Consider the following 14161-nt stretch of genomic DNA (forward strand, 5'->3'; position numbering starts at 1 on the left):
TGCCCCTCACCCGCGCGCGCTGCCGTCGCGGGCGGGCGGTCTCCACACCACCCGGGGGTGCTCCGGGGGGCGGGGGAGAGGGGGGGGGGGGGGGGGCGCGCCCCCCACCCGCCACCTTCGTACGCTCAGCGCCGGGGGATGAGGAGCGCGGTGAGCATGTCGCGCAGCCACGTCCGCAGGGCGTCGAGGTCCGGGTCGAGCAGCAGCCGCCCGGCCGCCGCGTCGTGGATCGTCAGGACCGCCGCCGTCAGGGACTCGGGGTCGCGCAGCCCGGGCGGCATGGTGTCGGGGTCGACGTAGGCGGTCACGATCGGCTGGAGCGTTTCGCGCAACGCCTCGCGGTGCCGGATCAGGGCGGCCGCGGTCTCCGGGTTGCGCGCCGCGTACAGATGGAAGTCGGTGCGCACCAGGACCCAGGTGCGGTCGATGAGCAGCGCGCCCACCACCCGGTCCAGCAGGGCGGGCAGCCCCTCGTCGGGGGTGGCGCCGTCCAGCGCGTCCTGCACCTGGGCCGTCACGAGCGCGGCCTGCCGCTCGTAGAGGGCGAAGAACAGCTCGTCGAGGCTGTCGAAGTTGGAGTAGAAGGCGCCGCGCGTGTACCCGGCGGCCTCGCAGATCTCCTCGATTCCCACGCGGCCGAAGCCGCGCTCCGCGAAGACCGTGAGCGCCGCGGCCAGCAGACGTTCCCGGGTCTCGGCCCGCCGCCGGGTGACACGCGTGGGGGTGCCGTCCGCGCGCCGTCCGCTGCGCAGCGCCCGGCGGTCGAGCGCGCTGTTACTGGCTTCCGTCATGGGCCCCATCCTAGTTCGATACACTCGTGCATCCGATACAGTGATGTATCGAAGTGAGGCATCGAACCCGTCGGTGATTGAGGAAGTGCGGATCAGTGAGCCAGGTGGATACGGACCACGAGGAGGCCCCGGTGCGGCGCGCGGAGCCGGACGCGGACCAGCCGAAGGAGAAGGAAGGGGGCGCGGCGCCCCGGGGATTTCCGGCCCGGCTGCGCGGCGCGGTCCCGCCGCGCATCGCGGCGATGCTCGTCGGCGCGCTGCTGCTGCAACTGGGATTCGTCCTGTCGTACGTGGGAGCCTTCCACCACCCCCAGCCGCACCGCATCCCGATCGCGGTCGCGGCGCCGCAGCGGATGGCGCCGGACGCGGCCGAGAAGCTCAACGGGATACCCGGCCAGCCGCTGAAGGCCACCGCCACCGATGAGGCCACCGCCCGCGAGCGGCTGCGCACGGGGGAGATCAGCGGTGCGCTGATCGTGAAGCCCGAGTCCCGCACCGACACCCTCCTGGTCGCCGGTGCCGGTGGCGCCTCCACGGCGAGCGCGCTGGAGACGGTGATCGAGAAGGCCGAGAAGAGCCAGCACCGCACCGCGGACGTCGTCGACGCGTTCCCCGCGCAGGCGGGTGATGCCCGGGGCTTGAGCAGCTTCTACCTGGTGGTGGGCTGGACGGTGGGCGGCTATCTGTTCGCCGCGCTGCTGGGCGTGTCCCTCGGCGCCCGCCCCGCCACCGCGCGTGGCGCCGGGCGGCGACTGCTGGCGGCCGTCCCGTACGCGGTGCTGTCCGGTCTGGGCGGCGCGGCGATCGTGGGCCCGCTGCTCGGCGCGCTGAACGGACACTTCCTCGCCCTGTCGGCGATCGGAGCCCTGGTCGTCTTCGGCGCGGCCGCCATGACGATCGCCTTCCAGGTGCTCTTCGGCGTCCTGGGGATCGGCGTCACGGTGCTGCTGTTCGTGGTCCTCGGCAACCCCAGCGCCGGCGGCGCCTACGGCCCCGAGCTGCTGCCCCCGTTCTGGCGGGCGCTCAGCCCCGCCCTCCCCAACGGCGCCGCCACCCATGCCGTACGCCACGTCATGTACTTCTCCGGCCACGGCATCGCCGCCAACCTGGCGGTGCTGACCGCCTACGCCCTCGGCGGCGCGCTGGTCGGCGTCCTCGGCGTCAGCCTGATCCGCCGACGGCGCGCAGTCGCCGCCGCATGACCAGCCATCCGCAGCCGAACGCCGGAAGCGCCACCGCCCAGGTCAGCGCGGTCGGCGCGGCGCTGCCGGTGGCCGCGTGCACGGCCACCGTGCTGGCCAGCCAGCCGGCCGTGGCACCCACCAGCCCGGCGAGCAGCGAGCCGAGCCGGGCCGGTGCCCGGCTCTCCGGCGGGGTGGCCAGCCACAGCACCAGCGTGGCCAGCAGCAGGGCGAGCGCACCGAGCAGGGCGATGAGGGCGGGCACGGCGGGAGGCGGCAGGAACGGGACCTCGTACGCGAAGCTCTGGATCGCGGCGAGCACCATGAGGACCGCGCCGAGGAACGCGCTCTGCAGCAGGTTGACCCTGCTCTGCCGCTGCTGCGCGATCACCTCCTGGCGTTGCGTCAGCTCCCGGCGGCGCTGGAGGGCGTGTTCCGCCTCGACCGTCAGGGCCGTCAGCGCGTCCCGTGCGCGCTCCCGGTCCGCCTCCAGATAGACCAGGCCGTCGGACAGCCGCTGGACGAACCACGCGGCCAGCGCGAGGTCTTCGGCGAACGGGCCGTGGCCGCCCTCGGGGACGCCCGCGGCGTCCCGCTGGGCGCGCATGTTGGACTCGGCGATCCGCACGGTGGTGCGCATCTCCCGGACCCTGGTGATCCACTGGGTGAGGCCCTTGGAGCCCGCGGTGAGCGCCAGCAGCCTGGTGCGCCACCGCGCGAGTTCCTCGCCACGGTCCGGGCTCTCGTCGTCCAGGGATGCGCCATCCAGCGCCGCGAGCGCACCGTCCACCACCGGCCCCGCGGGGGAGTCGAGATCGCTGTCGTGCGCCGCGTGCACCCGCATCTCGTACCGCACCTTGGCCGCGTCCGCCAGATAGCGGGCGAACGGTGGCGGCGCGCCACCGCCCTGGCTCCACAGCCAGTGCTCGGTGTCCCGGGGCGCGCCGTCAGCGTCGTCCGCCACCGCGGCGAAGCGCCGCGACGGCCCGGTGGCGGAATCGCCGGTGGCCTCCCACAGGGTGACCGCGGGGCGGGCCACAGCGACGCCCGGCCCGAGCGGCAGGGGCAGTTCGGCCCGTATCGCCTCCGTCAGCTCCCGTGTGCTCACCGGCCCCGCGTCGGCGACCTCGCGGTAGGCGACGAACAGCCGTGCCTCGCCGACCACCCACTCCTGCTCCCGGCCCGTCCCGGCGACCCGCGTCCACTGCCGGTCCCAGGCGTCCCACGACCCCTGCTCACCGGAAGCGGGCGACAGCGCCACCGACAGACACAGCAGATCGTGGTGGCGCCGCAGGACCGCCTGCGCCAGCCCCGCACGGTCGCGCCGCGCCGCCACCGCCCCGGCCGCCGACAACTCGCCCGGCTCCTCGGGGAGCGTGTCGGGCAGCCCCGTCGCGGCGACGGAGTACGTCATGCCGAGATGCGGCCCGCACGCCGCCCACACCTCCCGCAGTCGCCGGTACGACGCGCTCCCGCGCGGTCCGGTCGTGGCCACGAAGAGGTGGACGACGAGCGACTGATCAGTGAGGGTCACCACCGGCCGGTGTGCCCTCCGCGCGATCGTCGTCATCGGCCCCGCTCCGCAGGGCGTGCACCAAGCGGTTGAGCCGGTCCAGGACATCGGGGGGCGCGGGCTCGCGCCCGTCGCCCTCCTCGCCCGCGCGCATCCGCACCCGCGACGGCCCCACCAGCTCCAACCGCCCCGCCATCGCGCACAGGGCCCGCGCGTCCCCGGCCCGCACGGCCGTCTCCATCGCCCCCAGCGCGCGCTCCACATGCGCCCAGTCCGCGCGCGGCAGTACGAACCCGGCGACCGCCGCGAGAGCCGCCACGGCGTCCTCGTGCACCTCCGCCGTGCCCCCGCCCCTCTCCGACACTCCCATGGCCCCAATCTACCGGCAGTGGGGCGAAAGGGGATGACGGTGAGTATTTTCCCTGCGCCCGGCAGCCGGGAGGCCGATCGTGCAACTGATCGATCCGCGGTCGTAGGTTGCGACCGCTCAACGCCCAGGCCACGGTGGGCGCATGCCGGGTCGGCCATCATCGAAGTGTGAGAGCCGAACTGCTGACGGCGCTGTGGGCCCGGCTGGACCGATTCGCCGCCACCGCGGACCCGCGGGACGTCTTGGACGCCGACGCCCCGCGCGAGGCCGCCGAACTGATCGCCGCGAGCGACGACTTCGAGCGCGATCTCGAAGTGCGGCGCGCCGTTGGCTGGTTGCACTGGCACCGATACGGCCTGCTGGGCGACGAGTCGGAGTTGCGGCTGGCGGAAACGGTGCTGCGCCCGGTGTACGAGGCGGACCCGCAGGGTGTGCCGGAGGCGCTGCGCTCCGCGTTCGCGCCGGATCCCGACGACTGGGTCGCGCTCAGCGAGACCGTACACCGCCACTTCCTGGCGAATCTGGAACCGGAGCGGATCGCACAGATGCTGAGCGACCGGCGCCGCGAGGTTTCCCGGACGCCTCCCCACCACCCCAGCGCCGCGGGCAAGGTGGTCCAGCTGTGCACGCTGTTGTGCGCCGCGTTCCACACCGCCGAGGATCCGCGTCCGCTGTGGGAATCGGTGGAGGTGGCCCGGCGCGCGGTGGACGCGCTGCCGCGCGGCCACGGCCGGTGGGCGGCCGTACAGTCCCAGCTCGGCGATGTGTTCCGCGACTGGTATCTGCGGACCGGGGAGCTGAGCGCCCTCCACGAGGCGATCGACAGGGGACGCCGGGCGGCCGCCGCCGACCCGCGCTCGCCCTTGACGCTGAGCAACCTCTCCATCGCGCTGCTGGACGCCTTCCGGCGCACCGGCGACCTCTTGTTCCTCGAAGAGGCCATCGCCACCGGACGTGGCGCGGTGGAGGTGACAGCGCAGGCCGATCCCCAGTTGGTGATGTATCTGTCCAACCTCGGTGCCTCGTTGCACGAATGGGCCAGCCGGACCGGGGATGAGGCGGCAGGGGCCGAAGCCTTGCGAACGGCCCGCCGGGCGGTCGCCCTGACCGGGGAGGACCACCCCGCTCATCCGCTGTATCTGTCGAATCTGACGTCCTCGCTCATGAAGTCGTTCGACCGCACCAAGGACAAGACCGTCCTCGAAGAGGCTGTCGCGACGGGTCGTCGCGCGGTGGGCGCCACCCGGGACGAGGACCCCAGGCGGCCCCACCGCCTCGGGATCCTCGGCGGCGTACTCCAGAGGTGGTTCGAGACCACGGACGAACTGACGGCGCTCGACGAGGCCGTGCGGGTCTTCCGTGAGGCCGTCCACCGGACACCCGAGGGGCATCCGGGCAGGGTGCACTATCTGCACATGCTCAGCTACGCGCTTCTGCTGAGCTACGACCGTTACGGCACCCGGGAGCTTCTGCACGAGGTCATCGCCGTGGGACGCCGGTCCATGACCGAGACCCCGGCCGATCACCCGGACCGGAGCCAACGGGTCGTGCACCAGGTTCAGGGACTGCGCGCCTGGTACGAGCACACGGGCGACCTGGAAACGCTGGACGAGGCGATCGCCCTCTGCCGCCACGGCCTGGGCCCCGTCGGTGAGCGGGACCCCGATCTGCTGCCCGGACTCGTCGCGGCGCTGCGCCTGAAGTACGAGCGGACGCGGGAGCGGAGCCTCCTCGAGGAGGCCGTCGCCCTCGGCAGGGAGGGCATGGCCATTGACCCGCACAAGCTGGGGCTCCTCGTCCCTCTCGCCGCCGCGCTGGCCGTGTTCGCCGAGCACGAGGACGACGACCCGGTGATCCTGGACGAGGCCATCGATGTCGCGCGCAGAGTCGCGGACCGCGACCCCGGGTTGCTGTCGAACCTCATCGCCCCGCTCCTGGTGCGCTACGAGCGCACCGACGACCGGGCGTCGGCCGAGGAGGCGGTGGAGGTGGCGCGGCGTGCGCTGGCGCTCACCTCACCGGAGCCCGCGCGGGCCAAGAAGCTGTTCATGATGGGGCATGCCCTGACCGCCCTGCACCGGGCATCCGAAGACCCCGGGACGCTCACCGAAGCCGTCGCCGCCTATCTGGCGGCGGCCACCGTGCCGAGCGCGGCCGCGACGGTACGCGTGGACGCGGGCTTCAACGCCGGGCGACTGGCGATGTCGGCGGGGCGTCATGACCAGGCGCTGAAGGGATACGCCACGGCGGTCGAGCTGCTGCCCCTGCTCGTCACCCAGTTCCTGGGGCGCCGTGACGCCGAGCACTGGCTCAGCCGCTACAGCGGGCTGGCCGCGAGTGCCGCCGCCTGCGCCCTGGAAGCAGGCGACCCGGAGCGTGCGGTGACCCTGCTGGAACAGGGGAGGGGCGTGCTGCTCGACCGTGCCCTCTCCGCCCGTACCGCGCTGACCGTCCTCCGGGAACGGGCCCCCGGGCTCGCCGACCGCTTTCAGTGGCTCAGCGCCGCGCTCGAAACCGAGGGCCAGGAGCCGAGCGAGCAGCGGCATGAGCACGCCCGCGAGCTGGAGGCGGTGATCGAGGAGATCCGGGCGCTGCCCGACCTCGACTCGTTCCTGCTGCCCTCGACGCTTGCGCAGCTCATGGCCGCCGTACGGGACGGTCCGGTCGTCCTCGTCAACGTCAGCCGGTGGCGGTGCGACGCGCTCGCACTCACCGAGGCGGGGGTGCGGCACATCCCGCTGCCGGACCTCATCTTCCAGGACGTCGTCGCGTGGGTGAACGCCTTCGTGGGCGCACTGTACGAGGGCCGGAGCGTCGCGAATGACATCCTCGAAGCGATCCTGGGCCGACTGTGGGACACGATCGCCGAACCGGTGCTGACCGCACTGGAATTCACCCGGTCACCCGGCCCCGACGACACCTGGCCACGGCTGTGGTGGGCGCCGGTCGGCCCGCTCGGCTACCTCCCGTTGCACGCCGCGGGCCACCACGACACCGAGGGCCGGTCCGTCCTCGACCGGGTCATCTCCTCGTACACCCCTACGATCCGCGCCCTCACCCACGTCCGAGGCCGCCGTCCCACCGGAGAGCGAAGCTCCGGACGCCACCGCCGGCTCGTCGTCTCGATGCCCCGCACCCCCGGCGCCGCCGACCTGCCCGGCGCCCGCGACGAGGCCGGTCTGCTCTCGGACGCCACCCTCCTGACCGGGTCCGAAGCCACCCGTGACCGGGTCGACGCCGCACTCCGGGAAGCCACCTGGGCCCATTTCGCCTGCCACGCCCAGAGCCGCTTCGACGACCCCTCCACCAGCCTCCTGCTCCTCCATGACCACCAGGACAACCCGTTCGACGTCCGCCACCTCTCCACGCTCCGTCTGCCCCACGCCGAACTCGCCTACCTCTCCGCCTGCAGCACCTCCCAGCCCGGACCCCAGCTGGTCGACGAGGCCGTGCACATCTCGGCCGCCTTCCAGCTCGCCGGATTCCCGCATGTCATCGGCACCCTCTGGACGATCAATGACCTGGCGGCCCCGAAGGCGGCCCGGACGATCTACGCCGATCTGCTGCGCCGCCCTCCGGAGGACCGCGACATCGCCGGGGTGGTCCACCGGGCCGCCCACCGCATGCGGCGGACGTATCCCCGGCTCCCCCTGATGTGGGCCGCCCACCTCCACGTCGGCCTGTGAACGTGTCTGCAGGTGACGGCCCGCGGGCTCAGTCGCCGTGGGTGACGCGGATCTTGGACTGGCCGTGCGGGAGCTCCTCCCAGTCCTCCATGAAGCGGGCCGCCAGACCGTGTTTCCGGGCGAGGTCTATGAGGGTTTCGGTGCGGTAGTAGAAGTCCTCCCTCAGCACCTGGTGTTCCTTGCCCTCGGTACGGTCGAAGGTGAAGTCGAACCAGCCGCCCGGCGCCAGGATCCGGCCCACGTTGGCCAGGCACTCGTCGATGACCGGCAGCGGGGAGTGGGAGAAGACGCTGTGGGCGTGAACGACGTCGAAGTGCGCCTCGGGCAGGAAGCGCAGGGTGAGGTCGCGGACCGGGGTGAGAGTGGGAAGCCGGTCCTGGAGCTCGGTGTGGACCAGGGTGTCCTGCGCGGCGACCAGGATGTCGGGGGAGATGTCGACGCCGTGGTAGTGGCCGGGTTCGAGGTGCCGGATGAAGCGCCATCCCGCGCGCAGGTTGCCGCAGCCGATCTCCAGCATGCGGTGCTCGGGGCGCAGCCCGTGCTTCAGCAGATAGTCGAACTGCATCGCGCCCAGCGCCAGCCACCGCTCCCGGGAGCGGCCGCCGACCGCCGCGTCCGGATCGGCACGGGTGTCGGAGCGCATCACGGCGCGGTAGTACGAGACGTGGTCCGGGTAGCGGTAGCGCAGCCAGGTGTCCCGGGTGACCCGCACCAGATGGCGCGGTACGCGCTCGGGGTGACGGAGCGCGTAGGAGACGCGGTGGCCGAGACTGGAGCGGTTGACGGTGACGTTCTTGGCAGGCATGAAAGGTCCTTTCCCTGGGATGCGGGGTGCGTGTCGCAGGCCCTGGAATGAAGCCTCCATGCGGGTGACGGCCGTCGCCGTCGGCGGACCGGCCACCGGCCGGAGACGGTTCGGGCGATGGCGGGGTCAACCGATCGGATGATGCGGAGCGCGGCGGCCCGTAATAGGACTGGCTGGGGACGGACACGGGGAAGGGCCGGGCGAGGCGGAGATGAGGGGTGCGGCGGCGATGGGGCGCGGTCCGGTGGGAGGGGCTTCCGTGGGGGAGGCTCCCGCAGGGGAGGGCGAGTGGGCCGATCCGGACGCCCGGTGGCTCCGGCTGGTCATGGACGGGGCGTTCCTCCTGCTGCTCGGCTCCTCACTCATCCGCTTCCTGACCCGTGATCGCGGCTCTACGCCCACCGGGTTCGCCGTCGCCCTGTTCGCCGCCTTCGGGCTGCTGTATGTGCTCGGGCGGCTGCTGGCCCCCGCGCCACGCCCCGGCGCACGGCCGAGCACCCGGCATCTGGCCTGGCTGGGGGCGGTGTCGGTGGTCTGGGCCGGGCTGCTCGTCCTCACCCCGAGCGCCACTTGGTGCGCCATGCCGCTGCTGTTCACCGGACTGCAGACGCTGCCCGCGCGCACCGCGGTGCCGCTGGCGGCCGTGCTCACCGTGCTGGTCGTCGCCACCGAGCTGCGGCTGTCCCACGAAGGGTTCAACCCGAATGTGGTGATCGCCCCGCTGGCCATCAGCGCGGTCGCCACCGCCGTGCTGGTCCATCTCCAGCGCCAGGCGGCCCGGCAGCGCGTCCTGATCGACGACCTGGTCCGCACCCGCCGCGACCTGGCCGCCACCGAGCGGCGGGCGGGCATCCTCGCGGAACGGCAGCGGCTGGCCGGGGAGATCCACGACACCCTCGCCCAGGGCCTGTCCAGCCAGCGGATGCTGCTCCAGGCCGCCGACCGCACCTGGGAGACGGACCCCGACGCGGCCCGCCGCCATACGCGGGACGCGGCCGGGATCGCCTCCCGCAGCCTCGCCGAGGCCCGCCGGTTCGTCCACGACCTGGCCCCCGCCGACCTCGCCGACCACACGCTCGCCGAGGCGCTGCGCGCGCTCGCCGACCGGGAGAGCGGCGAGGGGCTGACCGTCGGCTTCCGGCTGGACGGCGTGCCGGGCCCGGGTCCGGTGCCGGAGCGGGTCGAGGCCGCGCTGCTGCGCATCGCCCAGGGCGCCCTGGCCAACGTACGGGAACACGCCTGGGCGACCCGTGCCGCACTGACCCTGACCTGGCTGGACGACCAGATCTCGCTGGACGTCGCCGACAACGGCCGCGGCTTCGACCCCGAGCGGCCCAGGACCCCGGACAGCGCCCGGGAGCGCGGGCACGGGCTGCCCGCCATGCGGGTGCGGGCACGCCAGCTGGGCGGCACGCTCACCATCGAATCCACTCGGGGAGAGGGCACCGTCGTCTCGGCGGCCGTCCCCCTCGCCACCCCCGCCCCCTGACATCCGCACGGCCACCTGTCCACGCCACTCGCCCGCGCCACTCGCTCTCGGAGGACCGCCGCACCATGACCGCGACCGACGCCACCCCGCCCATCCGGCTGCTGCTGTGCGACGACCACGCCGTGGTGCGCGCCGGGCTGCTCGCGCTGCTGTCCAGCACCGCGGGCATCGAGGTGGTCGGCGAGGCGGGCAGTGGCGAGGAGGCGCTTGCCATGGCGGCGCGCGTACGGCCCGATGTGGTGCTCATGGATCTGCAGCTCGGGGACGGCATGGACGGTGTGGAGGCCACCCGCCGACTGGCCTCCGGCGCCGGGGCGGCGCCGGAGGAACCGGCCCCGCGGGTGCTGGTGCTCACCATGTTCGACACCGACGCGGACATCGCCCGGGCCATCGAGGCGGGCGCCACCGGCTATCTGCTCAAGGCCGAGCGGCCCGAGGAGCTGTTCGCGGCGATACGGAACGCGGCGGCCGGGCGCACCGCGCTGTCGGCGCCGGTCGCCGACCGGCTGATGGCGCAGCTGCGTACGCCCCGCCCCACCCTCTCCGAGCGTGAGCGGGACATCCTCCAGCAGCTCGCCCGGGGGCTGGGAAACCGGGAGATCGCCCGCGCCCTGTTCATCAGCGAGGCCACGGTGAAGACCCACCTGGGCCGGATCTACGGAAAGCTGGGCGTGGACACCCGGGCGGGCGCGGTCGCCGTCGCCACCGAACGGCGGCTGCTGGGCTGAGCCCCCCGACACATCGGATGTTCCCCACCGGCGCCCGGTGGTCCCCGCAGGGCGCGGCCCGGAGCGCTGAGGCGCCGGGCCCCTGCCCGCCCAGGACACTCGTGAGGGACCCGCGGAGACATCCAAACTATGCCTTCTCGCCCGGGGTCGATTGCCCTGAAAATAGGGCCGTACGACGCCTTGACACTCCAATACATCGGATGTTCTGATGCCGATGCGTCCTGGTAAATGGGACCGGCCGAAGGAGTCACAGTGGGTCGGATCAACGCCTTACCCGGTATCTGACTTTCCTCATCCCGCCACGCCACCATGGCCGCCTCGGTCGGCGGCTTCTCCCTCTCTCCTGCATTCGCACGCCCATTCCGTGCTGCCGGAGTACGTCCATGTGAGCACGCACAATGAAGTGGACACTGCTATGAAAAGACGACTCCTCGTGAGTGCCACCGCGGCGGCCGCCGCACTCGGTCTCACCTTGTCGGGATGCTCCTCCGGCGGCGGCACGTCGGGACAGTCGAAGGACAAGCTCACCTGGTCGATGTGGATCGCCGGTTCGGCGGACAAGGCGGCCTGGCAGAAGGTCGCGGACTCGGTCAAGAAGGCCGGTGGCGCGAAGGTCACCATCCAGGGTGCTCCGTTCGAGGACTACTTCACCAAGCTCCGCACCCAGCTGAGCACGGGCAGCGCACCGTGCATCGTCAGCATGCAGAGCCTCCGCGCGGCGAACTACACGGACGTCCTCCTGCCGCTCGACTCCCTCGCGAAGAAGCAGGGCGTCGACCTGAAGCAGTTCGACACCACCGCGCTCGACGCCCTGAAGGTCGACGGGAAGATCTACGCTCTGCCCTATGACACCGGCCCCATGCTGCTGTTCTACAACAAGGACCTGTTCAAGCAGGTGGGTGCGAAGGCACCCGTGCCGGGCTGGACGGTGAAGGACTTCGAGACCGCCGCGGCGAAGTTCAAGGCCGCGGGGAAGACGATGTACGGCTCGGCGATCGGGGACATGAACCTCGAGTCGATGATCCTCGGCTACAACGGGGGCCGCGTCATCAAGGACGACGGCACGCTCGACGCGTCGGACCCGAAGTTCGCCAAGGGGCTGGACTGGCTCGGATCGCTGGAGAAGAAGGGCTGGGCCACCCAGGCGAGTTCGGACACCTCGGTCGCGGGCAACGACTTCGTGGCCAAGAAGGTCGCCATGTACCCCGACGGCCCCTGGTCGCTGCTCGACCGCAAGGGGAAGGCCAACTTCAACATCGGGATCACGACCATCCCCGTCGGCACGGAAGGCACCACCCCGTCCAGCTACTCGGCGGGCTCCGGCTTCGGCATCTCCAAGCAGTGCAAGTACCCCGACCAGGCTTTCCAGGCGGTCAAGACGATGACGAGCCAGAAGGTGCTGACGGCGCTCGCCCAGCAGGGTCGTGCCTTCCCCGGCCGTACGGCGGCGCAGCAGGCGTGGTACGACAACGCCAACATCGGTGGCGTCGAGACCGTCCTCAAGGCGGCGCAGAAGGCGTCGACCCCGCTGCCCGGGAACAAGCAGAGCGACCAGCTCCAGCAGCTGTTCTTCCAGTACGGGATCCAGGCCGTCAACGGCCAGCAGTCGGGTCAGCAGACGATGAAGTCCATCGCGGGGCAGCTCCAGAAGTGAGGCGGCCCGAGGGCACAGGGGCGACCGGGGCAAGAGAGGTCAGGAAATGACGGAATCGGTGTCCCAGCCGGTGCTCGCGTCGACGTCCGCCGTTCCTCCCGGGGCGGCGGCGTCGGTGCCGGCGGCTGGCACGGGCGCGGCCGCCGTGGCGGGCGTGCCACGGGAGGGGCCGAAACACAGGAAGGCGGGACGGGAGTCCGGGGAGCGGCCGGGGCGGCGGGAGATCGGGCGCCGCTCGTGGTGGGGCGCGGTGTTCGCCACTCCCCACTCGTTCGGGCTGGCGCTCTTCACGGTCGTCCCGATCGTCGCGTCCCTCGTCGTGAGCTTCATGAACTGGCCGATGCTCGGCGAGCACTCGTGGATCGGTCTCGGCAACTATCGTCAGCTGTTCGACGACCCGGTCTTCTGGACCGTGGCACGGAACACCGTCGAGTACGTGGCCCTCTACGTGCCGCTGAATCTCGTGGTCTCGCTCGGGCTCGCGGCCTGGCTGACGCCGCGCATCCGGCACCGGCACGTCTTCCGGGTGCTGTTCTTCATTCCGACGATCACGCCGCTCGTGGCGAACGTCGTCGTATGGCGGATGCTCTACCAGCCCGGCGGCTTGATCGATTCGAGCTTGCAGTCGACGGTCGGGGCGCAGGCGCCCAATTTCCTCGCGGACAGCACCTGGGCCATGTTCGCGGTGGTCGCGATGAGCGTCTGGGCGGGTTTCGGCTACAACATGCTGATCTTCTCCTCCGCCCTCGACGCGGTGCCCGAAAACCTGCTCGAGGCGGCGCAGATAGACGGCGCGAGTGCGTGGCAGGTTTTCTGGCGCATCAAATTCCCGGCCATTTCCCCGTCGATCTTCTTCGCGACGATGATGACGCTCATCACCTCGTTCCAGGTGTTCACCCAGCCGTTCCTGCTGACGAAAGGCGGACCGGGGACGGCGACCGAGACGCTCGTGCAGTACATCTACAACACCGGCTTCCAGACCCAGCAGCTCGGGCTCGCCTCGGCGGGCGCCTGGGTGCTCTTCGTGATCATTCTCGGCATCACGGCGGTCCAGTTCCTCGGCCAGAAGCGTTGGGTGCACTATGAGTAGCGATACGCAGGCGGCGAAGGCCGGTTCACGGACCCGGCAGGCCATCGGCTACCTGATTCTGTGCCTGATCGCGCTGGCGTTCATGGCGCCGCTCATCTACATGGTCGCCACCAGCCTCAAGCCCGAGGCCGACACCTTCACCACGCCGCCGACCCTCTGGGGCTCGGAGATCCGCTGGCAGAATTACGCGGACGTGTTCAGCTATCTGCCGTTCCAGCGGTTCATCCTGAACGGTGTGTTCGTCGCCGCCGTCGGCACCGCCATCAACGTCGCGGTCGCCGCGTTCAGCGGTTACGCCTTCTCCCGCCTTCGCTGGCGCGGCAGGAACGTCGTCTTCATCCTGTTCCTGGCGACGCTGATGATCCCGCAGGACGTTCTCATCATCCCGATGTACGTGATGATGCAGAACTTCGGATGGGTGGACACCTTCCAGGCGCTCATCATCCCGTGGGCGTTCACCGCGCTGGGCGCGTTCCTGCTCCGGCAGTTCTTCCTGACCGTGCCGCAGGAGCTGGACGACGCCGCCCGCGCCGACGGCGCGGGGACACTGCGGACCTTTATCGCCGTGATGCTGCCACTGGCCCGCCCGACCCTCGCCGTGCTGGCCGTCTTCACCTTCATCAGCTACTGGAACTCCTTCCTGTGGCCCCTGGTCGTCGTCAACGACGTGAACGCCCGCGCGACCATCCCCCTCGGTCTCCAGGCGTTCTTCGGCCAGCAGGGGACCCAGTGGAGCCTCGTCATGGCGGCGTCGGTGATCTCGATGCTGCCGACCGTGCTCCTCCTCGTCCTGCTCCAGAAGCACCTCGTCCGGGGCATCGTCACCAGCGGCCTCGGCGGCCGCTGAACCTTCA

At 71.6% G+C, this 14161-nt stretch carries 11 protein-coding genes; 7 read left to right on the forward strand and 4 right to left on the reverse strand.

Annotated features, from left to right (window positions below; all coding sequences use genetic code 11):
- Nucleotides 1–125: 125 nt before the first annotated feature.
- On the reverse strand, nucleotides 126–791 hold the full coding sequence (locus ACZ59A_RS16435; RefSeq protein ID WP_470959008.1) for a TetR/AcrR family transcriptional regulator: 666 nt from the start codon (nucleotides 789–791) through the stop codon (nucleotides 126–128).
- Nucleotides 792–886: 95 nt separating this feature from the next.
- On the opposite strand from ACZ59A_RS16435, the gene ACZ59A_RS16440 reads away from it, so the two are divergent.
- Complete coding sequence (locus ACZ59A_RS16440; protein WP_470959010.1) at nucleotides 887–1993, forward strand: DUF3533 domain-containing protein; 1107 nt, start codon at nucleotides 887–889, stop codon at nucleotides 1991–1993.
- Here ACZ59A_RS16440 and ACZ59A_RS16445 read toward each other — a convergent pair.
- On the reverse strand, nucleotides 1953–3542 hold the full coding sequence (locus ACZ59A_RS16445; RefSeq protein WP_470959012.1) for a CATRA conflict system CASPASE/TPR repeat-associated protein: 1590 nt from the start codon (nucleotides 3540–3542) through the stop codon (nucleotides 1953–1955). The two genes, ACZ59A_RS16440 and ACZ59A_RS16445, sit on opposite strands and share 41 nt — an antisense overlap.
- Nucleotides 3493–3855, reverse strand: coding sequence for a CATRA system-associated protein (locus ACZ59A_RS16450; protein ID WP_470959014.1), 363 nt, complete (start codon nucleotides 3853–3855; stop codon nucleotides 3493–3495). The genes ACZ59A_RS16445 and ACZ59A_RS16450 overlap by 50 nt, the downstream gene beginning before the upstream one ends.
- Before the next feature lie 167 nt (nucleotides 3856–4022).
- On the opposite strand from ACZ59A_RS16450, the gene ACZ59A_RS16455 reads away from it, so the two are divergent.
- Complete coding sequence (locus ACZ59A_RS16455) at nucleotides 4023–7541, forward strand: CHAT domain-containing protein (RefSeq protein WP_470959015.1); 3519 nt, start codon at nucleotides 4023–4025, stop codon at nucleotides 7539–7541.
- A gap of 28 nt (nucleotides 7542–7569) precedes the next feature.
- Here ACZ59A_RS16455 and ACZ59A_RS16460 read toward each other — a convergent pair whose 3' ends face one another.
- Nucleotides 7570–8346 (reverse strand): class I SAM-dependent methyltransferase, encoded by a 777-nt coding sequence (locus tag ACZ59A_RS16460; protein WP_470959018.1) that lies wholly within the window; start codon nucleotides 8344–8346, stop codon nucleotides 7570–7572.
- Between the two features lie 325 nt (nucleotides 8347–8671).
- Here ACZ59A_RS16460 and ACZ59A_RS16465 point away from each other — a divergent pair, with 325 nt between their 5' ends.
- The 5 genes from ACZ59A_RS16465 (at nucleotide 8672) to ACZ59A_RS16485 (ending at nucleotide 14154) form a co-directional block, all read left to right on the forward strand.
- Nucleotides 8672–9835: a sensor histidine kinase gene (locus tag ACZ59A_RS16465; protein WP_470959688.1), complete on the forward strand. Its 1164-nt coding sequence runs from the start codon at nucleotides 8672–8674 to the stop codon at nucleotides 9833–9835.
- A gap of 65 nt (nucleotides 9836–9900) precedes the next feature.
- On the forward strand, nucleotides 9901–10563 hold the full coding sequence (locus ACZ59A_RS16470) for a response regulator (protein ID WP_470959021.1): 663 nt from the start codon (nucleotides 9901–9903) through the stop codon (nucleotides 10561–10563).
- Between the two features lie 433 nt (nucleotides 10564–10996).
- Entirely contained in the window at nucleotides 10997–12217 is a 1221-nt protein-coding gene (locus tag ACZ59A_RS16475; RefSeq protein ID WP_470959023.1) for an ABC transporter substrate-binding protein, read from the forward strand.
- 46 nt (nucleotides 12218–12263) lie between these two features.
- Nucleotides 12264–13307, forward strand: a complete 1044-nt coding sequence (locus tag ACZ59A_RS16480; protein ID WP_470959026.1) for a carbohydrate ABC transporter permease — start codon at nucleotides 12264–12266, stop codon at nucleotides 13305–13307.
- Complete coding sequence (locus ACZ59A_RS16485) at nucleotides 13300–14154, forward strand: carbohydrate ABC transporter permease (RefSeq protein ID WP_468045397.1); 855 nt, start codon at nucleotides 13300–13302, stop codon at nucleotides 14152–14154. The genes ACZ59A_RS16480 and ACZ59A_RS16485 overlap by 8 nt, the downstream gene beginning before the upstream one ends.
- Nucleotides 14155–14161: the final 7 nt, after the last annotated feature.

Source organism: Streptomyces sp. NPDC040405, assembly GCF_055595765.1.